This window comes from Rhizobacter sp., from assembly GCA_019635355.1.
GTDB lineage: Bacteria > Pseudomonadota > Gammaproteobacteria > Burkholderiales > Burkholderiaceae_C > Rhizobacter.
The window spans coordinates 1638288-1664795 of sequence record JAHBZQ010000001.1 but is presented as its reverse complement, the minus strand read 5'-3'; the positions used below and the strand labels follow the sequence as shown (position 1 = coordinate 1664795).

Sequence of the window (26508 nt, the reverse complement as noted above, 5' to 3'; positions counted from 1 at the left end):
ATGAAAAAGCTCTTCGAACGCCTCTCGGCGCGGATGCACAAGCTGAGCCCGCCCGACCTCGAGGCCATGGTGCGCGGCTTCCTCATCCAGTATTTCTTCCACATCTCCGACCGCCAGCGCATCGAGGTGGTGGGCGAGGGCCGCAAGAGCATCAACCTGCTCACGCCCACACAGTTCAAGGGCCACGGCCGCATCGTGCTGTCGAACACGGCGGTCTTCGGCGTGCCGCGTTCGCCGGGCCACCACGGCTGCAGCTACATCGAGTCGCGCACGCCGAATTCGCTGATCCAGATCGGCGCCGGCACCGTGTTCAACAACCGCGCGTTCATCCTCTCCGAAGGTGCGAGCGTGACCTTCGGCGAGCGGGTGCTCGTGGGCCCCGAGCTGCACGTGGCCGACAGCAACTCGCACCAGCTCGACGTGCCCAATCGCGCCAAGCCCGACGACAGGCCGCGCCCGGTGGTGATCGGAGACGACGTCTTCATCGGCTCGCGCGTCACCATCCTCAAAGGCGTGCGCATCGGCAAGGGCTGCATCGTCTCGGCCGCTGCGGTGGTCACCTCCGATTTCGTGGCGCCCGACTACAGCGTGGTCGCCGGCAACCCGGCGCGCATCGTCGGGCGTGTGCCGGGTGCCCCTGAAGAAACATCGTCCCCCGCAACCCAGCAAGCAACTCAGGATCAGGCTGCATGAACCCGCATGACATTCCCGTCGTCGCCGTCTCGTACAACTCGCCCGAGCTGCTGCTGGGCTTGCTGAGCTCGTTCCGCAAGTTCTACCCGCGCAACCCCATCCACATCGTCGATGGCTCCGAGGCCGCGCACCTGCCCAAGATCCGCGAGGTGGTGGCCGGCTTCGAAGGCGTGCAGCTGCACGCGATGGAATACAACATCCACCACGGCCCCGGCATGGCCTGGGCCATCCAGAACCTGAACCTGTCGGGCCCGGTGCTTTTCATGGACACCGACGTGCTCGTGATCCGCGAAGGCTTCATCGAAGCGCTGATGGCCGAGCTACAACCCGGCGACTACGGCGCTGGCGGTGTGGCCTACGTCAACCGCGACGGCTTCGACATCGACTACGCCTACGGCGCGGTGGCCTACCTGCACCCGCCCTGCATGCTGTGCAACGTGGAGGTCATGCGCGAATGGCCCATGCCCATCAAGCACGGCGCGCCGATGGTGGCGCCCATGCTCGCACTGCACGACGCTGGCAAGTCCCATCTCCTGAAGAACCTGCCCTGGTGCGCGAATGACGTGCTCATGGGCACGAAGAAGGTCTACGTCGACCACATCGGCAAGGGCACCAGCACCGCCACCGGCAGCTACAACCTCGACGAGTGGATGGCCGAGATGGCTGAGAAGCGCAAGCGCGAAGCCGCCGACATGGCTGCCCGCGCCGGCTCGTACAACCCCGACCTGCTGAAACTCATGCCTGCCGGCGCCAAGGTGCTGGAAGTGGGCTGCAGCACCGGCGTGCTCGCGGCCGCGTATCAGGCGCAACACGGCAAGACCGACTACTGGGGCATCGAGTTCGACCCCAAGGCCGCGGAGGTGGCGCGCCGCCATTGCACGCAAGTGATGGCGCTCGATGTCGAGGGCATGAGCGACAAGGAGCTCGGCGAACTCGCCAGCCGCGACTGCTGGGTCTTCGGCGACGTGCTCGAGCACCTGCGCGACCCGTGGCGCCTGCTCGCGCGCATCCGCAAGGTGCTGCCGCCCGGCGGCTGCGTGGTGGCCAGCGTGCCCAACGCCCAGCACTGGAGCCTGCAGGCCAAGCTCGCGATCGGCGACTTCCGCTACACCGACGGCGGCCTGATGGACCGCACCCACCTGCGCTGGTTCACCCGCCAGACGCTGCTCGAGATGTTCATCAACGCCGGCTACAAGATGGAAGCCGGCGTGCCGCGCATCTTCAACGAGCCCGGCCGCGAGAAGGTGCTGCCGGTGATCCGCGCGATGGCGCAGGTGGCCGGGCAGAACCCGGAGCAGGCGGTGGCCGATGCGCTGCCGCTGCAGTACGTGGTGAGGTTCTCGCCGGCCTGACTCCAAGACGTTTCAGGCACGCTGCTTGCCGCTCGAATGTCCATGATGGCCAACCAGCATGGAGTCGATGCGATGAACGACAAGCAGCACATGACGCACCAGCCGATGAAGATGGGCTGGGGCCGGTTCTTCGCGATGATCGCAACGTCGACGATCGTGATGTTTCCGCTGATGTACCAGCTGGTCTACAGCGCGGAGCACGCGACCTTCAGCCTGACGCGGCTGGTGTCGTCACTCGTGATGGGCTGCGTGATGGCCATCATCATGCTGGCCTTCATGTGGAAGATGTACGCGGGCCCGGTGGCGAAGCTCGCCGTGCTGGGCGGGGCCATCGTCGTGGGTGTCGGCGTTCTCGCGATCAACCGCCAGCAGAGCCTGATCGGCGACGTCGACTTCATGCGGTCGATGATTCCGCACCACTCGATTGCCATCAACAACGCCCGCAGGGCCGACATCCGCGACCCTCGCGTGCGCAAGCTCGCCGACGGGATCATCAGCTCGCAGGTCAAGGAAATCGCCGAGATGAAGCTGCTGGTGGACGACATCGAGAAAAGCGGTACGCGTGGCGACACCACGCTCGCCCCGAGAACGGCCGAGGTGACGCCCGACATGCAGCCCGAGATCCAGGAAGCCGTGCGCTGAGCGCGGCGCTCAGTAAAACCACCGCAGCGGCGCCAGCACCGTTTGCGGGAAGAGCACCATCACGAACATCACCGCGAATTGCGCGGCCATGAACGGCAGCACGCCGCGGGTCACCTCGTCCATCTTCATGCGCCCCACGCCGGCCACCACGTTGAGGATGGTGCCCACCGGCGGCGTGACGAGGCCGATGGAGTTGTTGATGACGAAGAGCACGCCGAAGTAGACTGGGTCGATGCCGGCCGCCTTGATGAGCGGCATCAGCACCGGCGTCATGATGAGGATGGTGGGCGTCATGTCCATCGCCGTGCCCACGAGCATCACCAGCAGCATGATGGCGATCAGCAGCAGGGTCTGGTTGTCGAGCAGCGGGCGCAACAGGTCGACCATCTGCGCGGGCAGGTTGGCCACCGTGATGAGCCAGGCCGAAACCATCGCCGAAGCCACGAGGAACATCACCACCGCCGTGGTGCGCGCTGCCGTGACGAAGATGCGCACGAGCGCCTGCAGCTTGAGCTCGCGGTACACCACGGTCGAGACGAAGAGGGCGTAGACGGCCGCCACCACCGCCGCTTCGGTGGGCGTGAAGACGCCCATGCGCAAGCCCACGAGGATGAACACCGGCAGCAGCAGCGCCCACACCGCATCGCGTGCCGCAGCCCACACTTCTGCGCGCGACTTGCGCGCGGGCAGGGCCAGCATCTCCTTGCGGCCGACCCACCACCAGGTGAGCGCCAGGCCCACGCCGATCATCAGGCCCGGCACGATGCCCGCGATGAAGAGCTTGGTGATCGACACGTTGGCCGCCACGCCGAAGATCACGAAGCCGATGCTCGGCGGAATGATCGGCCCGATGACGCCCGAGGCGGCGATCAACCCGCCTGACACTTCTCGCTTGTGCCCGGCCTTGATCATCATCGGCAGCAGCAGCGCGGTGAGCGCCGCCGCGTCGGCCACCGCCGAGCCCGAGAGGGCCGACAGCAGGCAGGCCGCCAGGATCGTCACGTACCCGAGCCCGCCCTTCACATGGCCGACGAGCGCCAGCGCGAAGTTCACGATGCGCTGCGACAGCCCGCCCACGTTCATGATCTCGCCGGCCAGCATGAAGAAGGGCACCGCCAGCAGCGGGAAGCTGTCGGCGCCGTTGATGAAGTTCTGCGCCAGGATCTGCGCATCGAAGAGGCCCAGGTGCCACATCAGCGCCACCCCGCTGGCCAGCAGCGCGTAGGCGATGGGAATGCCCAGCGCCATCGCGCCCACGAGGCTGCCGAGGAAGATGAAGACGGTCATCGGCGTGGCTCGCTTGTCTGTGCCTCGCGGCGCACCAGCTCGGCTTTCAGCGCCTCCAGCTCGGCCTGCTCTTCCGATTCCTTGACCATCACGAGCTCGCTCTCGCGCAGCGTGCCGGTGAGCAGGCGCACGAGCTGCAAGAGCAGCAGGATGCCCGCGCACACCGAGAAGACCACGCCCGAGGCGTAGAAGATGGACATCGGCGTGCCCGTCACCGGCGCGGCCACGTCGTGGTTGAGCAGGGCCTGCTGCCAGCTGCCCTGGAGGAAAAGCCAGGTCACGTAGAGCATGAGCAGGTGGCCGATCACCATGCACGCCTTCTTGCCCGCCACCGGCAGGCGCGAGACCAGCATGTCGGTGCCCAGGTGGCCGCCTTCCTTCAGCGCCACCACCGCACCCATGAAGCACACCCACACGAAGAGCCAGCGCGCCACCTCTTCGCTCACCGCGATGCCCGAGTTGAAGACGTAGCGCAGCACCACGTTGCCGAACACCAGCACCACCATCACCGCGAGCGCCGCGGCGATGAGCAGGTCGATCGCGCGGCAGAAGCGCTCGATGGTGGCGTCGAGCAGGTTCACAGCCGCGCCCCGTGCAGCAGGCCACGCTCGGCCAGGTTGCCGATCAGGGCGCGCAGGCCGAAGCGCCAGGGCGGCGCGGCCTCGCAGTGCGTCACGCGGTTTTGCAGCGTGCCGAGCCAGTGGCTTTGGATGGTGACCACGTCGCCCAGCTTGTGGGTGAAGCCGCCACCGGGCTCGTCGCGGTCTTCGGTGGGCGCGAAGAGCGTGCCGAGGAAGAGCATGAAGCCGTCGGGGTACTGGTGGCAGGCGAGCGTCTGCGCCACCAGGTCGGCCGGGTCGCGGCTGATGCTCGCCATGGTGTTGATGCCGCGCAGCGTGAAGCCGTCGCTGCCCGTGACCTGCAGGTGCACCGTCTCGCGGCGCAGCGCGTCGAGGCCGAAAGTGCCGCCGAGGTGCTCGTCGAACAGGCGGATGAAGGGGCCGATGGCGCACGAGGCGTTGTTGTCTTTCGCCTTGCCGAGCAGGAGCGCGCTGCGGCCTTCGATGTCTCGCAGGTTCACGTCGTTGCCGAGCGCGGCGCCCACGATCGTGCCGCGGCTGTTCACCGCCAGCACGACTTCGGGCTCAGGGTTGTTCCAGGCCGAATCGGCGCGGATGCCGATGTCTTGCCCATGCCCCACGGCCGCCAGCACCGGCGCCTTGGTGAAGACCTCGGCATCGGGCCCGATGCCCACCTCGAGGTATTGCGACCACAGCTTCTGTTGCTGCAGCAGCGCCTTCAGCGCCTGCGCCTGCGGCGAGCCGGGCCGGACCTCCGACAGGCTCGTGCCGATCAGCGCCGTGACCTGCGTGCGCAGCCCCTGCGCGCGGCTCGCGTCGCCCGCGGCCTGCTCCTCGATCACGCGCTCGATCATGCTGGCGGCGAAGGTCACGCCCGCGGCCTTCACCACCTGCAGGTCGCAGGGCGCCAGCAGCCAGGGCACGCTCGTGTCACGGCCGTCGGCCCGGCTGTTGCCGAGCAGCGCGTCCACGGTGCAGAGGGACTCGCCGGCCGCCGCGCGCACGGCCCGTGCCGGGTCGTCGTTTTCGAGCAGCGTGCTCATGGTGGCGAAGTGCCGGCTGAGGTCGAACACGCCTTCGGGGCGCAGCACCACCACCGCCGGGCCGCCTGGTGTGCCGGTGCGCCACACACGGCCCACCAGCGTGCCGGCCAGGCCGTCTTGCGGCAGCACGGCCTTCGTTGTCTCGGTCATTCAAGGGTCCTCGGGCGAGCGCCATCAAGGTGGCGCGCCATCGTCGAGGCGGTGAAGCCGCCTCGGGGGTCAAGCGAACTATTTCTTGGCCGTGGCGCCACCGCGCACCTTGGCCAGCTCGCCCATCATCTCGGCCGTCGTGTCGTCGCCAAATTCCTTGCTGAACTTGGCCAGCACCGGCTGCAGCTTGCTGCGCATCCTGGCGTGCTCGGCCGCAGGCAGCTCGGTGATCTGCATGCCGGCTTTCTTGAGGTCGGCGAGGGCCGTGTCAGAGAAGGCGCGGATGGTCTTGCGCTCATACGCCGTGGCCTCGCGCGCGGCGTCTTGCACGATTTTCTGTTCCTCGGCCGAGAGGCCGTCCCAGGTCTTCTTCGACATCAGCAGCACCCAGGCGCTGTACATGTGGCGCGACAGCACCATGTGCTTCTGCACCTCGTAGAACTTGCTCGCGAGGATGGTGGCGGCCGGGTTCTCCTGCCCGTCGACCGCGGCCTGCTCCATCGCGGTGTAGAGCTCGGTGAAGGGCATCGGCGTGGCGTTGGTGCCCAGCGCGTTGAAGGTGTCGAGGAAGAGCGGGCTCTGGATGACACGCAGCTTCAGGCCGTTCAGGTCGTCGGCGCGTTGGATCGGGCGGCGCGAGTTGGTCACGTGGCGAAAGCCGTTCTCCCAGAAGCCCAGGCCGATCAAGCCTTTCTCGGGCAGCGTGGCCAGGAGCTTCTGGCCGAAGGGGCCGTCGAGCACTGCGTCGGCTTCCTTCTCGTTGTTGAAAGTCATGGGCAGGTTGATCACGCCGAAGGGCTTGACCAGCGAGACGAGCGTCGAGCTGTCGGGGATGGTCATCTCCAGCGTGCCGCCGCGCAGCGCCGAGGTCATGCTGATGTCATTGCCCAGCGAGCCGCTGGGGTAGACGCGCGCCGTGAGCTTGCCGCCGCTCTTGGCAGCCAGCTGCTCGGCAAAGAACTTCAGCGACTTCACCTGCGGGTGGTCATCGCTGAGGCCGGTGCCGATCTTGAAAGCGTGCTCCTTGACCTGCGCGGCCACAGGGCCGGCCAGGGCGGCCAGCAGGGCCGCGGCCAGGGCGAGTGATCTGATTTGCATGATGTCTCCGTCTTGGTGAAGTGCGGGGCGCGGCCACCGCACCCCACGCGCCTGCCCTCTGAGGGGCGGGTCGATCGAGCCGAAGGCTAGGTGAGCCCCCGGGGCCGGTCCACTGACTTTTTCGCTAGCATCCATTCCAAATGGTGATGAGTCCGGACACGCCTTCTGGCAAACCCTTGGCGCTCGCGCAGGTGGCGCGGCTGCGGTTTCGTCATCTGCAGTTCCTCGACATCCTGGGCAAGACGCGCAACCTGCGCCTCACCGCCGAGCAGATGCACATCACGCAGCCGGCCGCCACCAAGGTGCTGATGGACATCGAAGAGATGCTCGAAGCGCGCCTCTTCGACCGCCTGCCGCGCGGCATGCGGCCCAACGAGCTGGGGCTCTTCACGCTGCGCTACGCCCACTCGGCGCTCGACGGCCACCGCAAGTTCGTCGACGAGTTCAGCACCTTGAAGCAGGGCGGCCACGGCCACCTGTCCATCGGTGCCATCTCGGGCTCCGCGGCGCACCTGCTCATTGCCGCGGTGGCCGAGCTTCAGCGGCTGCGGCCGCTACTGGTGGTGAAGGTGCTCGAGCAGAGCAGCGACCAGCTCATCGTGTGGCTGGCCGAACGCAAGATCGACGTGATGATCGGCCGCTTCACCGACGACGCGCAGCGCGGCCAGTTCCACTACGAGAAGCTGTCAGGCGAAGGCCTGCAGATCACCGCCGGCATGCACCACCCGCTGCGCGGCGCCAGTGCCCCCGGGCTGCTGGAGCTTTCACACTGGCCGTGGATTCTTTATCCCACCTCGACCGCGCTGCGCAAGGTGTCCGACGACATCTTCGCGAGCACCGGCCTCTCGCTCACCTCGGGCATCGTCGAGACGCCGTCGTTCCTCTTCGCGCTGGAGCTTCTGCAGAGCACCAACATGCTCTCGCTGCAGCCCGCCGCGCTGGTCGACAAATATGTGCGGCGCGGGCTGCTCACGCGCATTGCGGCTGAGTTGCCGGATCGGATGCCGGACTTCGGGCTGATCACGCTGCAGGGCGAGGCGCCGAGTACGGCGGTGCAGGCGTTTGTGGAGGTGATTCGGGGGTTGGCGGCGGAGGGGGAAGGGGCGCCATGAACAAAGCGCGGCTTGCTGCTGATGCAGGAACTCTTTCTCAAGCTCTTCGGGGATTCGATCCTCACTTCGTGGCTGTGGATGTGAGATCGCGCTGGAACCTTTCTCTGTCAACACCCCTGAGCCCGTGGCCCGTCAATGTGTAAGACGCGGTGCTCACGCCGGGACCCAACGGAGCACTCGGTGAACGCTCCCATTGATAGTCGAACGTGGTTCGCATGAACCCATATGGCAAACGATCAGGATTCGCTGCCGGGAACGAAAAGTACGCCTTGATGGCCTCTTCGTTTCCGTTTCGTGGGTTCACCCGCTGCCAGGCCGAACGGTTGGAACCGAAGACGACATAAAACCCGAACAAGCGGTCTGCATCGAGCTTGAGCCATCGTTCAGGGGACTGTCTTGCGCCGGGCGATCGGCCGAAGCTCTGGCCAGACTCAAAGACCGGGGTCGCCCGTGCGGGCGCCAGGGCTGCAGCGGCGTAGCCCGCATCTCCGGGAAGAAGCCCGTTGACTCTGCCCAGCGCGTCGTCGACGGCGTAGAGGCCCACCTCACTGTCCAGCGTCGCCGGAATGGTTCCATCAGGTTCATGCGCGGCCAGCGAAAACCGCATGCGAGTCTTGGCCCCCGCTCGCCCGGGAACCCGGGCAGCGAAGTCATACGCAAACCGGTCACTCATGAGGAACATGTCGCCGCGTTTGTCTACCAGCGCAGAGAAGGTCTCGGACGTGAAGATCTGCTGGATGTCCCGCAAGCCCGATATCGGAAACGGTGGATCGTGCTCCTGCCGCGATGGCTGTCCCGAGAGGTCCCGGGGCGCGGGCGGACGCCTGTGCTCCCGTGCCCCGAGCTGCTCGCCGTTGTTCATGCCCCAGCCCCACACGGTGCCGTCGCGCTTCAAGGCAATCGTGTGGCGACCCGCTGCAGCGATATCGACGACCTGCTCCACACCGGGCACTCGTACAGGCAGGTCGACAAACGTGCCGACCTTGTAGATCGGGTGGTGACCCAAGGGCTCGGCCGAGAACCGGAGAGGAATGCCAAGCAGCCCGCCCGATGACTCACCCCACGCCCACACTGCACCGTTCTTGTCGAGCGCCACACTGTGGTTTTTGCCCGCCGCGATTTTCACGATGTCCGGCAATCCAGGGACACGTGACGGCTCTGGATTGAAGAAGTCGCGCTGACGAGGCAACTGGCTCGACATCTCCCAGGTGCCCCCGTGCAGGCGCTGGTTGAGATCATGAAGCGCGGTGTTGTTTGCCCCCCATTGCCACACCGTACCGTCACGCTTCAACGCCACGGCATGACGCATGCCGGCTGCAATTGCCGTCACGCCCGTCAGGCCCGCCACCGGCCGCGTCAGCGGCAAGGTCTGGTTGTTCACGTTTTCGTCGGGGGTGCCCAACTGGCCGAAGTCATTTCCACCGTACCCCCAAACCGACCCATCGCGGCGCAGCACCAGCCGGAAGTTGCTGCCGCTGGCGAGGGCCACGCCGTCGTCGATCTGGACGCTGTCGGGTTGTTCTTCGGTCCAACGCCCAGGGCGGGCCGTGCCGGTTCTCGCATCGAAATGCTGATTGCGGGTCAAGCGCCCGTCGGACCAAAGGATGTCTTGCTGGCTCAACGCGCGGGGTGACGACACCAGCGCGACGGCCGTGGCCTGCAGCGCGGGCCCTTCCCGATCGGCGTTGAGGCCCATGTGCAGGCCAAGCGCTTCCTTGAAAGACAACAGCCGGCCGTTCTCGAGCAGAAACGAGTGACCGAACAGGCCTCGCACGGTGGGCAGATAGGCGTATGGGACGATGGTGTGCCCGCCCAAGAACTCTTTGCTCGGGTGCTGGGCCAACCGAGCCCGTTCATCTTCACCGGCCTTGAGCCCACCCTCGGTCACCTCTCGGTTGAACGCTGCCAGCCCGTCTTCGCACACCAGGCCGAGCCAGCATTCTTCCCAGACGCGCCATGAGCCCACCACCAGCCCTGTGACGATGGCCGCGGCGATCCACGGCCACCACTTCATTCGTCCCGCAGTCCATTTCATGGAGCACCTTTATCCGAGCGGAGTGAATCCGAGGCGAGGGACGGTTGGTGAAGGCACGAGAATCCGCCGCCATGCAGAAGATTGCGACCGAAAGCGCCGGCGTCGCGCACGACCAGCAGCTTCCGACCAGCCAATATGTCGAGCACCTTATCCCGGCCTCGGCGATGGAAGCCGTCGAAGCGCTGTGGAGCTGTCATGTCTACCTGGATGGGCGGCAGGCCGTGGTGCCGGACGGCCGGATGGACCTGTTCGCTTCCTGGAACGTCGACGACCAAGGCCGCCTGTCTTCTCCAGCCATCCGCATGTGCGGCCCCAGCGCCCGTCTTCACTTCGTCGACGGCAGCGCGAAGACCGTGTGGATGGGGCTCCGGTTCCAGCTGGGGTGGGGAGGATGTGCGCTCGGCGTGTCGGCGAAAGAACTCGTGGATCGCATCGACCCCGCCCCGACATTGCCGCCTGAGCTCGATGCCGGCGTGAGTGGGGTACTGGCCTCGGCAAGCTTCGAAGAGGCGTTGGCCCGCTGGGGCGAGGTGGCGTTGGCCGCTGCGCGCCTGGCGCGGCGGCGGGTCCACTCGATGCCGGAGTGGGGTGCGATGCACGCCGTACTGTCTGCGGCAAGGGCCGGGGCCGAGCCTCTCGACCATCAGGTTCCCGAACGCACGATGCGACGTCACGTGCTGAAGCACGTCGGGCTTCCGCTGAGAACGGTGCAGGCGTTGTGCCGCTTCCAGCGGGCGCTGCGCCTGCTCAAGGGCCCAGTGCCCATGTCGCTTGCCGCCATCGCTCATGAGGCAGGCTACGCCGACCAGGCTCACATGACGCGTGACTTCAAGCGCTTCGGCGGCTTCTTGCCCACCCGCCCGCTGGATGCCCCGGCCACCTGGCGCCACTGAGTCGAAGCCGATCAACGTTCATGTCCCGCGGCGAGCCGCATCACCGAGGTGTTGTAGCCCGTGCCGTCCTGGGCCACGGTGGTACTGCAGATCACAGCTCCCCGGGCATTGCGAACGTCGATGGTGGCGCCGGTGCGCGCCCCGCGCGAAATGGCAACTGGTCGACGGAATTGAAGCGAACCCATGGTCTGCGTGTTGACGTCGCCGGAAACGCACGCAGCCTACGAAGGAGATCGGTCGCCGTCTTGAACAACTCGGCCACCGTCCGCTCGTCGCCTCAGCGTTCCAACTGCGCATAAACCTCGCGCGCCAGCGCCTGCAGATTCGCCCGGTCGACATTGGCGCTGAGCGCGTAGCCAAACCGGTCCTCGGTCCAGTAGAACGTCTCTTCGCCGCCAACTCGCACGGAGCGGAAGGAGGCCGGGCCGGGCGACGGCCCCGTGGCGAAGACGGCGACGTACAAGGTCACGCGGGCACCCTGGTCGTTCTCGTACATGAACTGCGCGCGGGGCGCACCCTCACCCGGCAACAGTCGGCCACCGAGCAGGTGGTAGCCGTGGCTGGCCAGGGACGGCGCCTTCAAGGGCGCGCCGAGGCGGCGGCTGAGCCACTGCACGAGATGCGCCTCGTCGGAGGCCGCCACCTCGACCGGGTGCCGCTTCTCCGGGACGAAGACCGTGTGGGCGAGCGCTGCATCGCGCACGAAAGGCGGTGCCGGGGCCACCGCCAGCGCCGGCTCGGCTGACTCGCGCTGGCCCCAGTACCGGCCGCCCGTCACGCCGGCTGCGAGCAGCAGCACCACCGCGGCCACCTGTTGCCAACCCATGCGCCGCCTCGCGCGCGCGCCGGCATCGAGCACGACGCGGGTGAGAGCGGCGGGCGTCTCGTCGAGATCGACCGTGCGCGCCATCTGCCGCAGCTGCAGGCGCTGCGCCTGCCACTGCAGCACGCGCGCCGCGTCTTCGGGGTGGGCCTGCAGCCACGCGAGCACGGCCGGCAGGCGTGCGGCGTCGAGCTGGCCGTCGACGAAGGCGTGCAGTTCGGCGTCGCCGACGAGTTCGGGGGTGTCGTTCATCGCTTGACCAGTTGCAGGGGCACGGGCCGCGCCGCGGGCGTGCGTTCCGTCATGAGCTCGCGCAGGCGATCGCGCGCGCGGTGCAGCCGCGACATGACGGTCCCGACCGGCACGCCGAGGATGCCCGCCGCTTCGGCGTAGCTGTACTCCTCGACGGTCACGAGCAGCAGCACCTCGCGCATCGCCGGCGGCAGCTCGGCCAGCGCGCGCTGCAGGTCCATGCGCTCGGCCGCGTGGGTCATCGGCTCGTGCGCGGGTTCGGGCGCGTCTTCGAGGGCCGCATGGCCGTCGTCGTGACGCCAGTCGCGCACCTGGTTCACGTGCAGGTTGTGCATGAGCGACAGCAGCCAGCTGCGCAGCAGCGAGCCGGGCTGCCACAGCGCCCACTTGAGGCAGGCGCGTTCGAGCGTGTCCTGCACGAGGTCGTCGGCCCGCGTGGCGTCGCCCGTCAGCAGCCGGGCATACCGGCGCAGCGCCGGGATGTGGCCGAGGAGCTGTTCGACGCCCACGCGCGGTGCGCAGCGCTCAGGGGCGCGCGAGTCGCCACACGTTGTTGAAACCGTCGCCCGTGCGATCGCCCGGCTTCTGGTCCTTGATCCAGTAGTACACGGGCTTGCCCTTGTAGGCCCACTGCTTGCCGCCGTCGTCGCGGGTCACGATGGTCCAGTCGCCGCTGGCGGTGGCGCCGGCCGGGGCCATCAGCGGCGGCCAGTTGGTGGCGCAGGGGCCGTTGCACACGCTCCTGCCGGGCGTCGTGTCGCGGTCGAAGGTGTAGAGCGTCATGCCGTTGGCGCCGACGAACACACCGTCGGCCACCTTGGCCGGGGCGTCGCCGCGCATCGAGGCGCAGCCGGTGGCCAGCAGGCCGGCCAGGACGAGGGTGGGCCATGAGAAGGTGCGGAACATGGTCGTGTCTCCGAAGTTGAGGGGCACTGCAGTAAACACCGAAGGGGCGTCGAATATTCCATCGCAGGCTTGGCCCCGCAGCCTCTGCGCCCTTCAGCGCCCGAACGCCAGCAAGAGCGCCCCCATTCCCACGCCCAGGGTCGCCACGATGCCCCATTGCGCCGCGCGCACCAGCACCGCCTTGCGCTCCACCGCCTGCGCGATGTTGGCGAGCGAGGCCTTCCAGTGCTTCATGCGCGCGGCGTGGTAGCCGAGCAGTTTTTCCTTCGACACCTCGTCGGCCGGCAGGTGCAGCAGGTCGTCCACCTCCTGGATCTGGTCGTGCGCCGCAAAGGGCACGCTCACCGGCGTGACGCGTGAGGCGTAGAAGCCGAGCGCCATGCAGACGAGCGTCATGCAGATGGTGAGCACCCCGAGCGCGACCACCGGCCCCGACGACGAGCCCACCAGCTGGCCCAGGCGGCCCGAGTTGGTGAGGGTCACGATGGCGGCCAGGATCACGCCGGCCATCGTCACCACCGCCTGTGCCTTGGTGTCGAGCGCGGTAAAGGTCTTGCCGTAGTCGTCGTACTGCCTGGACGCGTTGTCGCAGGCGGCCACGCTGGCGGTGATGAGGATGTCTAGGCGCTTCTCTTCCGGGGTGCTCATCGGCGCGCTCCTCGCTTGGTGGCCGCCTTCTTTTTCGTGGCGGGCTGGCGATGGTCGCCCGCGCGCGTGCCGGCCGGCTTGGTCTGCTCGCTGTCGGGCTGGTGCTGCCAGCAGTAGTTGGTGGGGAACTGCGCGTCACGCACGCACCGTGTGCCCGATGTGATGGTCCGAATGCACCGGCTGGCCATGTGCGCTGCCTCCTCGATCTGTCGTGGTTTGAGTGGCGGCGAATCTACCGGGCGGGTGTGCGGGGTGCAAGCGCGTGCGGCAGGATCAGCGCGCGTTCAGGGTCGAGTTGCGCCCGTGCTCGATCGGAGGCCAAGGGGCTCGTCCCACTCTCAATGGGGCGTTTGACCCACGTCAGCCGGTGAGGGGCCCGGCCGTGCAACCCTTGAGTGAATCAGGCCAAACCCATTCCGCAGACATGAGCTCGCTCTCCACCCCGCTGTCGCTGCTGCGCGACCCACCGCGCTTCCTCTTCTTCACCGGCAAGGGCGGCGTCGGCAAGACCTCGCTGGCCTGCGCCTGTGCACTCGCGCTCGCCGATGCCGGCCGACGCGTGCTGCTGGTCAGCACCGACCCGGCGTCGAACCTCGACGAGATGCTGGGCGCATCACTCTCCGACCGGCCCACGCCCATTCCCGGTGTGGCCCGTCTCGATGCGCTCAACATCGACCCCGAGGCCGCCGCGCAGGCCTACCGCGCGCGCGTCATTGGCCAGATGCCGGGCGACAGCAGCGAGGCCGAGCGCGACACCGTGCGCGAGCAGCTCTCGGGGGCCTGCACCACCGAGATCGCCGCCTTCGACGAGTTCATCGGCCTGCTCGCCGGCGATGCCGAAGGCTACGACCACGTGATCTTCGACACCGCGCCCACCGGCCACACGCTGCGCCTGCTGAGCCTGCCCAAGGCGTGGACGGGCTTCCTCGAAGGCAACGACCGTGGCGCTTCGTGCCTGGGCCCGCACTCGGGGCTCAAGATGCAGGAGCAGCGCTTCCAGGCCGGCCTGCGCGCGCTGGCCGACCCGCAGCACACCGCCATCGTGCTCGTCACGCGGCCCGATGCCGCGGCCTTGCGCGAGGCCGCGCGCACGCATGGCGAGCTGCTTGAGCTCGGGCTCGTGAACCAGCGGGTGGTGGTCAACGCGGTCTTCCGCGCCTCGGGGGCCGATGACGCGGTGGCCAACGCGCTGCAGGCGATCGGCGAGCAGGCGCTGGCGGCGATGCCGGCAAGCCTCGCGGCCCTGCCGCAAGACCATGTGCCGCTGCGCGCGTTCGACATGGTGGGCCTGCCCGCCTTGCGTGCCTTGCTCGACCCGGTCGCCCGGCCACCGCAGCCGGCCCGCCGCGACACGGCCTTGCCGGCCGAAGCGCAGCCGCTGCGCGCGCTGGCCGACGAGCTGGCGCGCCAGAGCCGCGGGCTGGTGATGGTGATGGGCAAGGGCGGCGTCGGCAAGACCACCATCGCCGCAGCGCTGGCGGTGGCGCTGGCCGCGCGCGGCAAGACCGTGCACCTGTCGACCACCGACCCCGCCGCGCACCTGGCCAGCACGCTGGAAGGCCACGTGCCGGGCCTGCAGGTCGACCGCATCGACCCGGTGGCCGAGACGCAGCGCTACGTCGACAAGATCATGGCCAGCCGCGGGCGAGACCTCGACGAAGCCGAGCGCGCGCTGCTGCTGGAAGACCTGCGCTCGCCTTGCACCGAGGAGGTGGCGGTGTTCCATGCGTTCTCGCGCATCGTGAGCGAGGCGCGCAGCGCCTTCGTCGTGCTCGACACGGCACCCACCGGCCACACGTTGCTGTTGATGGACGCCACCGGCGCCTACCACCGCCAGATGACGCGCGAGTTCGAGACCACGGCCGAGGTGCGCATCGTCACGCCGCTGATGCGCCTGCAAGACCCCGACTACACGCGCATCGTGCTCGTCACGCTGCCGGAGGTGACGCCCGTCTCCGAAGCCGCGGGCCTGCAAGACGACCTTCGCCGTGCCGCCATCGAGCCGTTTGCGTGGGTGGTGAACCGCAGCCTCGCCGCCACCGGCACGCACGACCCCGTGCTCGCCGCGCGGCTCGCGGGCGAAGCGGCGCAGCTGGCGCGCGTGACGGGTGGCCTCGCCCAGCGCACGTATGTCGTGCCCTGGGTGGCGCGGCCGCCGGTGGGCGTGGCCGCGCTGCGCGAACTCACGGGCAACTCCTAGCGCGACGGCTCCGGCTCGAATTCCACTCCCGAGGACCCGGGGATCGCGTGTGGTCGGTTGGGCATCTCCATAAGATGGTCCGGCCCCCTCGCCCTGGCCGGAGTCCCCGCTGAAGTACCACACCCACACGCCCGCACCGCCACTGGACGGCCTGGTCGCTCACCTGTGGTCGCTGGAAGACGCGCCGGCCCACGCACGGGAGCGCATCGTGCCCGCTGGCACCTTCGAGCTGGTGGTCAACCTCCATGAGAACCGGATCCGGGTCTTCGGCGCCGACGGCCAGGCTCGGCACTATGCGGGGATGCTCGTGTCGGGTGCGTTCAGCCAGAGCTTTGTGGTCGACACCCGCGAGCACGCCTGCATGGTCGGCGTGCATTTCAAGCCGGGCGGTGCGCGCGCTTTCCTGGGCGCGCGGGCCGACGAGCTTGCCGATCAACACATGGACCTCGCGGCCATCTGGTCGCCCGTGGCCGCCGACCGGCTGCACGACGCACTCGCGAGCGCGCCTTGCGCCGCCAAGCGCTTCGCCATCCTGGAGCGCACGCTGCGCCAGCACCTCGTCGCGTCGCTGGCGCGTCGTCCGTTCACGATCGCGCTGCTGTCGAACCCGGGCGCGCCGATCGCAGCACTCGCACAGGCCTGTGGCCGCAGCCACCGCAGCTTCATCGACAGCTTCAGTGCCGAGGTGGGCATGACGCCCAAGCTGTTCCAGCGCGTCCAGCGCTTTCAACGGGCCTTCGCTCTTGCCGCCGGGCCGCAGGCGCCGGGCTGGGCGCAGCTCTCGCTCGACTGCGGCTATGCCGACCAGTCGCACCTCATCCGCGACTTCGTGGCGTTCGCCGGCATGACGCCGGGCGACTATGCGCGCGCCCGCGGCGCGGCCGTGAAGAGCGATCACATCGCGCTCGCCTAGGGCAGGGTAAGGCAGGGCAAGCCAGGTCAAATTCGTCCAAGACACCGGGTGACGCCGATCCCACACTGGCTGCATCGCAGTCTCGACGGATAGGAGATCGACATGACCGCTTCTGCACCCCATCGCGCGGCAGTGCGCTACCAGACCCGGGCGATGGAGCCCGCCATCGCGTTCTACACCGGGCCGCTCGGGTTCACGCTCGACAAGCGCAACGGCCCCTTCACCCAGCTCTCACGCGGCAGCCTGGTGCTGATCCTGAGTGGCGAGGGCACCTCCGGCGCACGCGACATGCCCGACGGCACGAAGCAAGCCCCGGGTGGCTGGAACCGCATCGTGCTGTGGGTCGACGACCTGAAGGCCGACATCGAGCGGCTGAAGGTGGCCGGTGTGCGCTTTCGAAACGAGATCGAGGTCGGGCCGGGCGGCTCGCAGATCCTGGTCGTGGACCCGGATGGCAACCTCGTCGAGCTGCACCAGGCGCAAGGCACCTAGCGGTTCTGCTGGAAGCATGCGCTCAGCGCTGCCCGAACGGCCCCGGCTTCTTTCGCCGGGCGACGGTGTTGCGAAAGCCTGCCGGGTCGAACCCGCGCCGCTGCGCCAGCAACTCTTCGCCATCGATGCGCTCGGCCAGGCTCTCGATGTCTCGCTCACTCACGCCGGCCGTCGCGAAATGCTCGCGCCAGGTGTCGACCACGGCAATCACCTCCGCCACCTCCGCGGCGGCTTGCGCCGGCAGCAACCCGAAAGCGTCGCACTGCGACATCGCGTTGGCCAGCGTCGAATCGCGCCCCTGTGCGCCGCAGATGAACTCCTGGTACCCCTGGCCTGAGTTCGTGGGCAGCACGTCATAAGCCGGCGCGAGCCGCAGGCGGCCGTTGTCGAAGGGGTTCACGACGAGCAGCGAATGGTTCTTCTCGTGGTCGTCGGTGTTGTCGATGAGGATGTTGAACACCATGCGCCGAAACAGCTCGCGCGCATCACGGGCGTTGGCGTTGTCTTGCGTCACGCCCACGCGGCGCAGGATGCGTGCGAGCGCTGGGTAGCCCAGCTCGGGCTCGCTGCCCGCCGCCGTGGCCGCGCGGATGGCGGTGCCGGCCGAGAGGCTGTGGATGCGCCGACCCTGCGCGCGGTCGAAGCGGCGTATCGCGATCGCGTTCACTCCGACAAGCGCGATCGGCCGCGTTTCGGCCACGGTGATGCCGGCGCGGGCGGCGAGCGTCATCGTGGCGTGCTCGACGAGCGGCGCATCGAGGGGCTCGTGGTTGAAGAACTTGACGACCCACTGCTCGCCGCCGATCTCGATCAGTGCCTTGGGCTTGGCCCCACCGAGCGGGCTGCCGCCGCCCGCGATGATGCGGGCCTCGGTTGCGCTTAGCGGCTCGGACGCTTCGATCTTGGCCACCACCTCGCTCAGCGCCTGGGCGTCTTCGAGACGCGGCAGCGGGCCGCCTGTGCGCGGCGCGTAGGTGTCGGGCGAGGTCGAGACGCCGAGCGCGCCGAAGCGGTCGTCCCCCGCGTAGTAGAGGTACTCCATGAGCGACAGGCGCCTGGGCTTGTCGACGAAGCGGATCACCTTTTCGCCCCATCGGTCGGGCCGCGCGTCGTCGACGGCGCCCACCGCACGCTGCGCATCGCCGGCCAGACGGCCGGGCGGCAGGAACTCGGTGTCGACGAGCGGCAGGTCTTCGCTGAGCGCAAAGCCTTGCGCCAGCCACTGCGGCCCGTAGCGCAGCGACACGCCTTTGCCCGCCGAGACGAGCTTGAGTTCGCCGACGTAGCGGGGCGTCTCGGGTTCGCCCAGGTACCAGAGGTGGAGTGTGTCGAAGCGCATGGTGTCAGCGCTTCACGCGTGCGGCGCGGGCTTCGGCCGAGGCCTGGGCGCGGGCCCGGCCCAGCTCGATGGCTTCGCGCACGTCCATCTCGATGGCGCCGCGGTCGTGTTCGGGCGCGGCGAGCTGGGCGAGTTCGCCATCGCGCTGGATGAGCCACAGCGCGGTCGCCACGATGCCGATCCCCACCGAGGGGTCGCCGGCTTCGAGCCGCTGGAGCGTGGGCACCGTGATGCCCAGCCGTTGCGCCCACGAGCGCAGCGACTCCTTGCGGCGCAGGCGGGCCACGGCCAGGTCGGCGCCCAGCTTCTCGATGGCGGCGGCGGTGGAGGGCGGCAACTGCAGCAGTGCCCGGGTGGTCTTTGGCATATAAATAGATTATGCCAATAAAGCCACTTTTGTAAATATCTATAGATACAAAAGCGTGGCTCCCGCTGCCCGGCGCTAGCGGTACTGCTGGAAGCTCGGCGCGATCTCGTCGTGCAGGATGCGCTCGTGCATCTGCAGCACCAGCGGGTGGAAGAGGTTGCCGAGCATCTCGGTCCAGCCGATCGGGTACTGCGAGCGCTCGCCGCCTTCGAACATCACGCCGGTCTGGTCTTGCGGGTGGCGCGCGGGGTGCTGGCGCAGCGTGTCGAGCTTGGCGTCGAGCAGTGCGTGCGTGGCGTCGAGCCACGCGGTGGTGAAGGGCGAGTGCTTGCGGAAGATGAAGGCGCACAGGCCGATCAGCTTCTGGTAGTTGGCACGCAGCTCGTCGCCGAGCGGCGGGGGCACGGGGGCCACGCCGCGCGGGCTGATCTCGGTGTAGCCGAGGCCGTCGTGCCCGGGGTGGGCCTGCAGCCGCTCGAAGAAGCCGCGCCAGGGGCGCAGCGTCTGCTTGATGTCGGTATAGCCGCCGCCGTAGTGGTGCATGAAATACGTGCGCAGGTAGTCGGCGCGGTGCGTGGCACTCAGGAATTCATACGCGGGGTGGAAGGGCTGGTCGGGGTGCTGCCAGTCCATCAGGTTGCCGGGCGTCACGCAGACCACCGGCACGCCGATGCGCATGGTCACCGAGAGCAGCGCCATCGCACGCTGCGGCGAGAGGGCGTTGGTGCCGGCCCAGCTGCAGAAGACGATCTGGTCGTGCAGGCCGTCGAGCTCTCGCAGGTACTCGTCGCGGCTGTTCATGTCAGAACCATTCCAGCGGCAGCGCGAGGCCGGCCGATTTCAGCAGCTCCTGCCGCTGCGCCTTCAGCTCGGGCGTGGGGGCGGGCCAGCGTTTGTAGACGTGCAGGAAGTCGAGCACCACGCTCGTGTCGTTGGCCGCTTCGCTGTTGCCGCGGCGCGTGCCGGGGTTCACGTAGTCCTTGTGGACGACGGCCTCGCCGCCGGCGTAGTGCACCGGCAGGTGGCGGGCGCACACGGCGAGCAGGAAGTCCCAGTCTTCCTGCGACTTGAGGTGCGGGTCGACCTCGCAGCCTTCCAGCGCCAGGCGGTGGAAGACGAGCGCGTTGTTGGGGATGAAGTTCTTGGCGTAGAGCGACGTCACCGCCTGCGTGCCGAGCGCGATGCGGGCGCGGCCTTGCGGCACCACCGGGGCCTGGCTGCGGTCTTCGGTGAGGATGTCGAAATCGGAGAAGAGCACGCGCACGCCCTGGGCGGCGTGCTCCCGGATCTGGGCGAGCGCCGTGGCCAGGTGGCCGGGGCCGTAGGTGTCGTCGTCGTCGAGGAAGGTGACCCATTCGCCGCGGGCGAGCTGCAGCGCGAGGTTGCGGCTGCGGGCGGGGCCGGGGGCACCGCTGCGTTTCACGAACACATCCTGCGGGCGCAGCTGGCGGGCGCACACGGCGGCGGTCTCGGCATCGAGCGCATCGGCGACCACCACGGTCTCGAAGTCCTGGAAGCTCTGCTCGCGCAGCGAGCGCAGCGCGCGGTCGAGCAGCGCGGCGCGCAGGTGCGTGGTGACGATGACGGTGAAGACGGGGGTGGGCGTGGACATGCGCAGCGGCGGGCCTCGAAGCACGGGCGTGGACGTGGTTCGATGCTAGGTGCGGTGCGGCCTTGCCCATCGGCCGAACAGGTGGGGCAAGTGGCGCTTGTTGCGGTGATCTGCGGCGTGCGGGGCGGGGCTTCGACAGGCTCAGCCTGAACGGAGCGGGGCGGTTCAGCGGAGCGGGGCGGCTCAGATCAGCGGGTTCGACGAGCCGTCGACCAGGCCCGGATACGACAGCGGCGCCGCCGACACCGTGCCGGTGCTGGCGGTGCGCAGCTCGCCGCCTTGCAGCAGGTTGTCGGCCGGGGCGGAGAGCAGGTCGCCGAGTTGCAGGTCGGCGCCCTTGTCCTTGGCCAGCCACACGTCGGCCATGGCGTGCTGGGTGCCGTCGCCGGTGGTGTAGCTCGACACCAGGCCGAGCAGGTTGCCGTTGTCGACGGTGGTGCCGGCCACGGCGTCGAGGTTGAGCGAGACGATGCCGAGCTCGGCCAGGCCGTGCAGCTCGCCGGCGTCGGCGTGGCCGTCCTGGTTGGCATCGACCCAGACCTTCAGCTCGCCGAAGCGGGCATCGGCGGCGGTGAGCCGGCCGTCGTGGTTGCTGTCTTCGAAGCGCATGGCGTCGAAGCCGTTACCGGCGCGCCGGCCGTCGGCGCCACGGGTGCCGGTGCCGAAGAGTTCGCTGCCGTCGTTGATCTGGCCGTCGTGGTTGCGGTCCATCACCAGCAGGCCGTCGGTGGCCGAGGCCCAGCCCACCTTGTGCGCGGTGCCGGTGGCGTTGAGGTCGAAGTGCACGCCATCGGCAGCGGCCGTGGTGCGCACGCCGTTGCCGTCGAGGTCGAGCACGATGGGGGTGGCGGCGAAGAGGGCGTCGAGTTGCGCGTTCGACATCGCGTTGATGTCTTCGGCCTCGAAGGCGCCGATCTGGTCGCTCGTCATCGCGGCGATGTCGGCCGTCTCCAGGCCCACGATCTGCGTGGTGGTCATCGCGATGATCTGCGCCGGCGTGAGGGCGGCCACCGCCTGGCTGCTGAGGGCGGCGATCTGCTGGCTGCCGAGCGTGGCCATGTGCTCGGGCGCGAAGGCCACCACCTGGTCGGGCAGCAGCGCGTGGATGGCGGCGGTGGTGAGCGCGCGCAGGTCTTGCGTTTCCAGGCCGTAGATCTGCGTCTGCGTGAGGCCGAGCACCTGGGTGCTCGTGAGCGCGGCGAACTGCTGGGTGCCGAAGCCGTTGAGGTCGGTGTTGGAGAGCGCGCCGATCTGGTCGCTGTTGAACGAGGCGATCTGCAGCGTGGTGAGCGCGGCGAAGTGCTGCGACTCCAGCGCGTCGATCTGCGCCGGCGAGAAGGCGCGCAGCGCGCTGGTGGAGAGCGCCCGCACGTCGGCCGTCTCCAGGCTGGCCACCTGCTCGAGCGTGAGCGCGGCGATCTGCTGCGTGCCCAGGCGGCTGAACTGCAGGGTGCTCAGGGCGTTGAGGTCTTGTGTCTCCAGGGTGGCGATCTGCCACGGCGTGAGCGCGTTGACCTGTGCCGAGGTGAGCGACACGATCTGCTGCGTGGAGAGTGCCCCCAGGCTTTCCGGTGCGAGGCTTGCCACCTGACTGGTCGTGAGCGAGACGATCTGGCCGGTGCTCAGCGCGGCGATGTGGTCGCTCTGCAGCCAGGCAAGCTGGTCGGGCGAGATGGCGCGCAGCGCGGTGGTGGTGAGCGCCCTCAGGTCCTGCGTCTCCAGGTTCATGAGCTGGTCGCCGGTGAGGCCCGCGACCTGCGCGCTGGTGAGCGAGGCGAACTGCTGGGTGCCGAAGCCGTTGAGGTCGGGGCTGGAGAGCGCGCCGATCTGGTCGGAGGTGAACGAGGCGATCTGCTGCGTGGTGAGCGCGGCGAAATGCTGCGAGCCGAGCGCGTCGATCTGTTCGGGCGAGAAGGCGCGCAGCGCGCTCGTGGTGAGCGCGGCCACGTCGGCCGTCTCCAGGCTGGCCACCTGGTCGAGCGTGAACGAGGCGATCTGCTGGGTGCCGAGCGCGCGGAACTGCGCGGTGTTCAGCGCGTTGAGGTCCTGCGTTTCCAGCGTGGCGATCTGCCAGGCGGTCAGCGCATTGAGCTGCGTGGTGGTGAGCGAGCCGATCTGCAGGGTCGACAGCGCGGCCAGCGCCTCGGGCGCGAGGTTTTCCACCTGGCTGGTGGTGAGCGAGGCGATCTGGGCGGTGCTGAGCGCCTGCAGCAGGTCGCTCGTGAGGGCGGCGAGCTGCTCGGGCGCCAGCGCGCGCAGCGCGGTGGTGGTGAGCGCGCGCAGGTCTTGCGTCTCCAGGTTCAGGAGCTGGTCGCCGGTGAGGCCGGTGACCTGGGCGCTCGTGAGCGAGGCGAACTGCTGCGTGCCGAAGCCGTTGAGGTCGCTCACCGAGAGGGCGCCGATCTGGCTGGCGCTGAACGAGGCGATCTGCGTGGTGGTGAGCGCGCCGAAGTGCTGCGAGCCCAGCGCGTCGAGCTGCTCGGGCGAGAGCGCCTGCAGCGCGGTGGTGCTGAGCGCGGCCACGTCGGCCGTTTCCAGGTTGGCCACCTGGTCGAGCGTGAGGGCGGCGATCTGCTGCGTGCCGAGCGCGCGGAACTGCAGCGTGCTCAGGGCGTTCAGGTCTTGGGTTTCGAGCGCGGCCACCTGCCCCGGCGTGAGCGCGGCGAGCTGGGTGCTGGTGAGCGAGACGATCTGCTGAGTGGAGAGTGCGCCCAGCGTCTCGGGCGGCAGGCCGGCGATCTGCGCGGTGGTGAGCTGCGCGATCTGCGAGGTGGCGAGCGCGGCGAGGTGGTCGCTCGTGAAGGCGGCGAGCTGGTCGGGCGAGAGCGCGCGCAGGGCGGCTGAGCTCAAGGCGCGCAGGTCGGCCGTTTCCAGCAACGAGATCTGCTCCACGCGCAGCGCGGCGGCCTGGGCGCTCGTGAGGGCGGCGAAGTGGGCCGTCTGCAGCGCGTTGAGGTCGTCGTTGGTGAGGTAGGAGACCTGCTCGGTGGTGAGCGCGACCACCTGGGCGGTGCCGAGCGAGGCGTAGTGCTGCGAGCCCAGCGCCTCGAGCTGCCACACGCTGAGCGACTGCAGCGCGGCGCTGCCGAGGGCCCGCAGGTCGGCCGTCTCCAGCTGGGCCATCTGGTCGAGCGAGAGGGCGCTGATCTGGGTGGTGCTGAGCGCGGCGAACTGCGCGCTGCCCAGGGCGTTGAGGTCTTGCGTCTCCATCAGCGCCAGCTGCAGCGGCGTGAGGCCGGCAGCCTGGGCGGTGGTGAGTGCGGCAATCTGCGCCGTGCCGAAGGAGTTGAGCTGCTCGGGCGCGAGGCCGGCCACCTGGGCGGTGGTGAGCGCGGCCACCTGCGCGGTGCCGAGCGCGGCGAGGTGGTCGGAGTTGAGCACCGAGAGCTGGTCGGTCGAGAGCGCGCGCAGGGCGAGGCTGCCGAGCGCGGCGACGTCGGCGGTTTCGAGCCCGGCGACCTGCTCGAAGGTGAGCGCCGAGGCCTGGGCGGTACCGAAGGCGGCGAAGTGCTCGGTGCCCATCGCGTTGAGGTCTTCGCCCGACAGCGCGGCGATCTGGTCGGTGCGCAGCGCATTCGTCTGGGCGGTGGACAGGCTCGCGAAGTGCTGCGAGCCGAGCGCGTCGAGCTGCTCGGGCGAGAAGGCGCGCAGGGCGGCGCTGCTGAGGGCGCGCAGGTCGGCCGTCTCCAGCGCGGCCACCTGCTCCAGCGTGAACGACGAGGCCTGCGCAGTGCTGAAGGCGGCGAACTGCTCGGTGCCCAGCGCGTTGAGCACGTCGGTGCTCATGGCGGCGATCTGCGCGCCGCTGAACGAGGCCACCTGTGCGGTGGAGAACGCCGCGAAGTGCTGGCTGCCGAGCGCTGCGAACTGCTCGGGTGTCATCGACTGCAGCGCGGCGGGGCTCAGGGCGCGCAGGTCGGCGGTTTCGAGCTGCGACACCTGGTCGGTGGTGAGCGCGGCGATCTGGTGCGTGCCGAGCGCCTGGAACTGCGCGCTGCCGAAGGCGTTGAGGTCTTGCGTTTCCAGCGCGGCGATCTGCTCCGGCGTGAGCGCGGCCACCTGCGCGGTGCTGAGCTGCGGCATCTGCGCGGTGGTGAAGGCGGCCAGGTCTTCGGTCGAGAGGCTCGCGATCTGAGCGGTGCTGAGCGCTCCGATCTGCGTGCTGGTGAGCGCGGGGAAGTGGTCGGAGCCGAGCGCGCCCAGCTGGTCGGACGACCAGGCGCGCAGGCCGGCGGTGCCGATGGCGCGCAGGTCGGCCGTCTCCAGCATCGAGATCTGCTCGGTGGTGAGGGCGGCGATCTGCGCCGAGGTGAAGGCCGCGAAGTGCTGCGGCAGGAAGGAGTTGAGGTCGCGCGTCGACATCGCCGCGATCTGCTCGGGCGTGAACGCGAGCCCGGCCGAGAGCGAGACCCGCTGCAGCGCGGTGAGTGCGGCCATCTGCTCGGCCGTGAGCGCGCTCAGCACGGCGGTGGGCAGCGCGTTGAGGTCTTCGGTCGAGATGGTGGGGATCTGGTCGGTGGTGAGCGCGACGATCTGGGTGCTCGTGATCGCGGCGAACTGCGTGGTGGTCAGCGCGTCCAGATCAGCCGTGTCGAGGTGGGCGAGCTGGCTGGTGGTCAACGCCCGCACCTGGTCGGTGGTGAGCGCGACGATCTGGCCGCTCGTGAGCGCGTTGAGGTGCGCCGAGTCGATGCCCTGCAGCGTGGCGGTGCCGATGGCGCGCAGGTCGATGGTCTCGATGGCAGCGATCTGGTCGCTGTTGAAACCATTGATCTGCGTGGCCGACAGGCCGGCGAACTGCGCGGTGGTGAGGAAGCGCACGTCGGCCGTCTCGAGCCCCGCGAGCTGCTGCGGGGTGAGGGCGTTGAGCTGGTCGCTCGTGAACGAGGCGATGTGCGCGGTGGTGAGCGCGGCCATCTGGTCGGAGCTGAGCGTTTGCAGCATGTCGCTCGACAGCGCCCGCAGGTCGAGCGTCTCCAGCACGGCGATCTGGTGCGAGCCGAGCGCGGCCACCTGGTCGACGGTGAGCGAGGCGACCTGCGCGGTGGTGAGCGCCACCACGTCTTGCGTGGCGAGCTCGGCGATCTGCGTGGTGGTGAGCGCGCGCACCTGGCCCGTGGTGATCTGGGCGATCTGCGCGGTGCTGAAGGCCGCCATCTGGTCGGAGTTGAGCCCCGCCAGCGCGTCGACCGAGATGGCGCGCAGGTCGGCCGATTCGAGCGTGGCGAGCTGGTCGGTGCGCAGCGCCGCGACCTGGGCCAGGTTGAGGGCTGCGAACTGGGCGGTCCCCAGCGCCCGCAGGTCCTGCGTTTCGAGGGCGGCAATCCTGTCGAGCGTGAGCGAGGCCACCTGGGCCGGGGTGAGGGCGGCGAACTGCGCGGTCGTGAAGGCGTTGAGCTCGTCGGTCTCGAGCACGCGCAGCTGCTGCGTGGTGAGCTGCGACACCTGGCCCGTGGTGAGCGCGGCCAGTTGCGCGGTCGACAGCATGCCGATGGCGGCGGTGGTCATCGCCGGGATCACGTCGGTCGAGATGCCCACCAGGCGCGAGGTGGCGAGCAGCGCGATCTGGTCGGTGGTGAAGGCGTTGATCTGCGCGCTCGACATGCCGCGCAGGTCGGCCGACTCCAGCGCGCGGAAGTCCTGCGTTTCGAGCGCCGCGATCTGCGTCGGCGTCATCGCGGTCGACTGCGTGACGGTGAAGAGCGCGAACTGGGAGGCGGTGAGGGCGTTGAGCTGGTCGGTGCTCATCGCCGCGATCTGCGACGGCGTGAGCGCACGCACCTGCTCATCGGTCAGGGCGTATGCCGACCCGCCGTTGTTGCCGTTGTTCCCGCCGTTGTCGCCATTGCCGTTGCCACCACCGTTGTTCGGGGTGGCAAAGGAGTTGTCGGACGAGAACCAGCCGCCGAAACGGATCTTCAGCTTGCTCAGCAGCGCCGTCCCGGTCAACCACTTGAAGAACTTCATGTCAGGGCCTTCGCGCCATTTTCACGACATGACCCCTCGGTTGATCGGGGGAAACGGGCGTCATCCACGGCCCATCTGTGGCCGTGGCGACCGATGGGCCGCA

General features: G+C 68.8%; 24 protein-coding genes. 8 read left to right on the top strand and 16 right to left on the bottom strand.

Annotated features, from left to right (window positions below; translation table 11 throughout):
• The 3 genes from KF892_07345 (at nucleotide 1) to KF892_07335 (ending at nucleotide 2687) form a co-directional block, all read left to right on the top strand.
• Entirely contained in the window at nucleotides 1-693 is a 693-nt protein-coding gene (locus tag KF892_07345) for an acyltransferase (protein MBX3624809.1), read from the top strand.
• Nucleotides 690-2045, top strand: a complete 1356-nt coding sequence (locus tag KF892_07340) for a methyltransferase domain-containing protein (protein ID MBX3624808.1) — start codon at nucleotides 690-692, stop codon at nucleotides 2043-2045. The genes KF892_07345 and KF892_07340 overlap by 4 nt, the downstream gene beginning before the upstream one ends.
• Before the next feature lie 105 nt (nucleotides 2046-2150).
• Nucleotides 2151-2687, top strand: coding sequence for a DUF305 domain-containing protein (locus KF892_07335; GenBank protein ID MBX3624807.1), 537 nt, complete (start codon nucleotides 2151-2153; stop codon nucleotides 2685-2687).
• Nucleotides 2688-2696: 9 nt separating this feature from the next.
• On the opposite strand, the gene KF892_07330 is transcribed toward KF892_07335, so the two are convergent.
• The 4 genes from KF892_07330 to KF892_07315 all read right to left on the bottom strand — a co-directional run bounded on the left by KF892_07330 (nucleotide 2697) and on the right by KF892_07315 (nucleotide 6846).
• Nucleotides 2697-3974 carry a TRAP transporter large permease subunit gene (locus tag KF892_07330; protein ID MBX3624806.1) on the bottom strand — a complete coding sequence of 426 codons (1278 nt, stop codon included), beginning with the start codon at nucleotides 3972-3974 and terminating at the stop codon, nucleotides 2697-2699.
• Nucleotides 3971-4480: a TRAP transporter small permease gene (locus tag KF892_07325; protein ID MBX3624805.1), complete on the bottom strand. Its 510-nt coding sequence runs from the start codon at nucleotides 4478-4480 to the stop codon at nucleotides 3971-3973. The genes KF892_07330 and KF892_07325 overlap by 4 nt, the downstream gene beginning before the upstream one ends.
• Nucleotides 4481-4551: 71 nt before the next feature.
• Complete coding sequence (locus KF892_07320) at nucleotides 4552-5748, bottom strand: fumarylacetoacetate hydrolase family protein (GenBank protein ID MBX3624804.1); 1197 nt, start codon at nucleotides 5746-5748, stop codon at nucleotides 4552-4554.
• Between the two features lie 78 nt (nucleotides 5749-5826).
• The gene (locus KF892_07315; GenBank protein MBX3624803.1) at nucleotides 5827-6846 is read right to left on the bottom strand and encodes a TRAP transporter substrate-binding protein; all 1020 of its coding nucleotides are present in this window, start codon (nucleotides 6844-6846) and stop codon (nucleotides 5827-5829) included.
• 146 nt (nucleotides 6847-6992) lie between these two features.
• Here KF892_07315 and KF892_07310 point away from each other — a divergent pair, with 146 nt between their 5' ends.
• Nucleotides 6993-7958, top strand: coding sequence for a LysR family transcriptional regulator (locus KF892_07310; GenBank protein MBX3624802.1), 966 nt, complete (start codon nucleotides 6993-6995; stop codon nucleotides 7956-7958).
• A 61-nt stretch (nucleotides 7959-8019) separates the two neighbouring features.
• Here KF892_07310 and KF892_07305 read toward each other — a convergent pair whose 3' ends face one another.
• Entirely contained in the window at nucleotides 8020-9993 is a 1974-nt protein-coding gene (locus KF892_07305; GenBank protein MBX3624801.1) for a hypothetical protein, read from the bottom strand.
• A 71-nt stretch (nucleotides 9994-10064) separates the two neighbouring features.
• Here KF892_07305 and KF892_07300 point away from each other — a divergent pair, with 71 nt between their 5' ends.
• The gene (locus KF892_07300; GenBank protein MBX3624800.1) at nucleotides 10065-10886 is read left to right on the top strand and encodes an AraC family transcriptional regulator; all 822 of its coding nucleotides are present in this window, start codon (nucleotides 10065-10067) and stop codon (nucleotides 10884-10886) included.
• An 11-nt stretch (nucleotides 10887-10897) separates the two neighbouring features.
• Here KF892_07300 and KF892_07295 read toward each other — a convergent pair whose 3' ends face one another.
• The 6 genes from KF892_07295 to KF892_07270 all read right to left on the bottom strand — a co-directional run bounded on the left by KF892_07295 (nucleotide 10898) and on the right by KF892_07270 (nucleotide 13658).
• The gene (locus tag KF892_07295) at nucleotides 10898-11071 is read right to left on the bottom strand and encodes a hypothetical protein (GenBank protein ID MBX3624799.1); all 174 of its coding nucleotides are present in this window, start codon (nucleotides 11069-11071) and stop codon (nucleotides 10898-10900) included.
• A gap of 92 nt (nucleotides 11072-11163) precedes the next feature.
• Nucleotides 11164-11961, bottom strand: a complete 798-nt coding sequence (locus tag KF892_07290) for an anti-sigma factor (GenBank protein MBX3624798.1) — start codon at nucleotides 11959-11961, stop codon at nucleotides 11164-11166.
• Entirely contained in the window at nucleotides 11958-12470 is a 513-nt protein-coding gene (locus KF892_07285) for an RNA polymerase sigma factor (protein ID MBX3624797.1), read from the bottom strand. The genes KF892_07290 and KF892_07285 overlap by 4 nt, the downstream gene beginning before the upstream one ends.
• A 16-nt stretch (nucleotides 12471-12486) precedes the next feature.
• Nucleotides 12487-12867 carry a hypothetical protein gene (locus KF892_07280; GenBank protein ID MBX3624796.1) on the bottom strand — a complete coding sequence of 127 codons (381 nt, stop codon included), beginning with the start codon at nucleotides 12865-12867 and terminating at the stop codon, nucleotides 12487-12489.
• Between the two features lie 93 nt (nucleotides 12868-12960).
• Nucleotides 12961-13515, bottom strand: a complete 555-nt coding sequence (locus KF892_07275; GenBank protein MBX3624795.1) for a hypothetical protein — start codon at nucleotides 13513-13515, stop codon at nucleotides 12961-12963.
• Nucleotides 13512-13658 (bottom strand): hypothetical protein, encoded by a 147-nt coding sequence (locus KF892_07270; GenBank protein MBX3624794.1) that lies wholly within the window; start codon nucleotides 13656-13658, stop codon nucleotides 13512-13514. Before KF892_07270 ends, KF892_07275 begins: the two co-directional genes overlap by 4 nt.
• Nucleotides 13659-13960: 302 nt before the next feature.
• Here KF892_07270 and arsA point away from each other — a divergent pair, with 302 nt between their 5' ends.
• From arsA to KF892_07255, 3 genes are all read left to right on the top strand, one after another.
• Nucleotides 13961-15715 (top strand): arsenical pump-driving ATPase, encoded by a 1755-nt coding sequence (gene arsA / locus KF892_07265; protein MBX3624793.1) that lies wholly within the window; start codon nucleotides 13961-13963, stop codon nucleotides 15713-15715.
• A 208-nt stretch (nucleotides 15716-15923) separates the two neighbouring features.
• Nucleotides 15924-16628 carry a helix-turn-helix transcriptional regulator gene (locus tag KF892_07260; protein MBX3624792.1) on the top strand — a complete coding sequence of 235 codons (705 nt, stop codon included), beginning with the start codon at nucleotides 15924-15926 and terminating at the stop codon, nucleotides 16626-16628.
• Nucleotides 16629-16730: 102 nt separating this feature from the next.
• Entirely contained in the window at nucleotides 16731-17120 is a 390-nt protein-coding gene (locus KF892_07255; GenBank protein ID MBX3624791.1) for a VOC family protein, read from the top strand.
• A gap of 22 nt (nucleotides 17121-17142) precedes the next feature.
• Here KF892_07255 and KF892_07250 read toward each other — a convergent pair whose 3' ends face one another.
• The 5 genes from KF892_07250 to KF892_07230 all read right to left on the bottom strand — a co-directional run bounded on the left by KF892_07250 (nucleotide 17143) and on the right by KF892_07230 (nucleotide 26405).
• Nucleotides 17143-18459: a HipA domain-containing protein gene (locus tag KF892_07250; protein ID MBX3624790.1), complete on the bottom strand. Its 1317-nt coding sequence runs from the start codon at nucleotides 18457-18459 to the stop codon at nucleotides 17143-17145.
• Nucleotides 18460-18463: 4 nt separating this feature from the next.
• On the bottom strand, nucleotides 18464-18826 hold the full coding sequence (locus KF892_07245) for an XRE family transcriptional regulator (protein MBX3624789.1): 363 nt from the start codon (nucleotides 18824-18826) through the stop codon (nucleotides 18464-18466).
• A 75-nt stretch (nucleotides 18827-18901) separates the two neighbouring features.
• Nucleotides 18902-19627 carry a hypothetical protein gene (locus KF892_07240; GenBank protein ID MBX3624788.1) on the bottom strand — a complete coding sequence of 242 codons (726 nt, stop codon included), beginning with the start codon at nucleotides 19625-19627 and terminating at the stop codon, nucleotides 18902-18904.
• Nucleotide 19628: 1 nt separating this feature from the next.
• Nucleotides 19629-20438, bottom strand: coding sequence for a glycosyltransferase family 2 protein (locus KF892_07235; GenBank protein ID MBX3624787.1), 810 nt, complete (start codon nucleotides 20436-20438; stop codon nucleotides 19629-19631).
• A 183-nt stretch (nucleotides 20439-20621) separates the two neighbouring features.
• Nucleotides 20622-26405 carry a heme utilization protein gene (locus tag KF892_07230; GenBank protein MBX3624786.1) on the bottom strand — a complete coding sequence of 1928 codons (5784 nt, stop codon included), beginning with the start codon at nucleotides 26403-26405 and terminating at the stop codon, nucleotides 20622-20624.
• Between the last annotated feature and the right edge of the window lie 103 nt (nucleotides 26406-26508).

Excerpts from the sequence above, each read along its gene's own strand:
- KF892_07345 (MBX3624809.1), top strand. The coding sequence starts at position 1 with ATGAAAAAGCTCTTCGAACGCCTCTCGGCGCGGATGCACAAGCTGAGC.
- KF892_07340 (MBX3624808.1), top strand. The coding sequence starts at position 690 with ATGAACCCGCATGACATTCCCGTCGTCGCCGTCTCGTACAACTCGCCC.
- KF892_07335 (MBX3624807.1), top strand. The coding sequence starts at position 2,151 with ATGAAGATGGGCTGGGGCCGGTTCTTCGCGATGATCGCAACGTCGACG.
- KF892_07330 (MBX3624806.1), bottom strand. The coding sequence starts at position 3,974 with ATGACCGTCTTCATCTTCCTCGGCAGCCTCGTGGGCGCGATGGCGCTG.
- KF892_07325 (MBX3624805.1), bottom strand. The coding sequence starts at position 4,480 with ATGGTGGTGCTGGTGTTCGGCAACGTGGTGCTGCGCTACGTCTTCAAC.
- KF892_07320 (MBX3624804.1), bottom strand. The coding sequence starts at position 5,748 with ATGACCGAGACAACGAAGGCCGTGCTGCCGCAAGACGGCCTGGCCGGC.
- KF892_07315 (MBX3624803.1), bottom strand. The coding sequence starts at position 6,846 with ATGCAAATCAGATCACTCGCCCTGGCCGCGGCCCTGCTGGCCGCCCTG.
- KF892_07310 (MBX3624802.1), top strand. The coding sequence starts at position 6,993 with ATGAGTCCGGACACGCCTTCTGGCAAACCCTTGGCGCTCGCGCAGGTG.
- KF892_07305 (MBX3624801.1), bottom strand. The coding sequence starts at position 9,993 with ATGAAATGGACTGCGGGACGAATGAAGTGGTGGCCGTGGATCGCCGCG.
- KF892_07300 (MBX3624800.1), top strand. The coding sequence starts at position 10,065 with ATGCAGAAGATTGCGACCGAAAGCGCCGGCGTCGCGCACGACCAGCAG.
- KF892_07295 (MBX3624799.1), bottom strand. The coding sequence starts at position 11,071 with ATGGGTTCGCTTCAATTCCGTCGACCAGTTGCCATTTCGCGCGGGGCG.
- KF892_07290 (MBX3624798.1), bottom strand. The coding sequence starts at position 11,961 with ATGAACGACACCCCCGAACTCGTCGGCGACGCCGAACTGCACGCCTTC.
- KF892_07280 (MBX3624796.1), bottom strand. The coding sequence starts at position 12,867 with ATGTTCCGCACCTTCTCATGGCCCACCCTCGTCCTGGCCGGCCTGCTG.
- KF892_07275 (MBX3624795.1), bottom strand. The coding sequence starts at position 13,515 with ATGAGCACCCCGGAAGAGAAGCGCCTAGACATCCTCATCACCGCCAGC.
- KF892_07255 (MBX3624791.1), top strand. The coding sequence starts at position 16,731 with ATGACCGCTTCTGCACCCCATCGCGCGGCAGTGCGCTACCAGACCCGG.
- KF892_07250 (MBX3624790.1), bottom strand. The coding sequence starts at position 18,459 with ATGCGCTTCGACACACTCCACCTCTGGTACCTGGGCGAACCCGAGACG.
- KF892_07245 (MBX3624789.1), bottom strand. The coding sequence starts at position 18,826 with ATGCCAAAGACCACCCGGGCACTGCTGCAGTTGCCGCCCTCCACCGCC.
- KF892_07240 (MBX3624788.1), bottom strand. The coding sequence starts at position 19,627 with ATGAACAGCCGCGACGAGTACCTGCGAGAGCTCGACGGCCTGCACGAC.
- KF892_07235 (MBX3624787.1), bottom strand. The coding sequence starts at position 20,438 with ATGTCCACGCCCACCCCCGTCTTCACCGTCATCGTCACCACGCACCTG.
- KF892_07230 (MBX3624786.1), bottom strand. The coding sequence starts at position 26,405 with ATGAAGTTCTTCAAGTGGTTGACCGGGACGGCGCTGCTGAGCAAGCTG.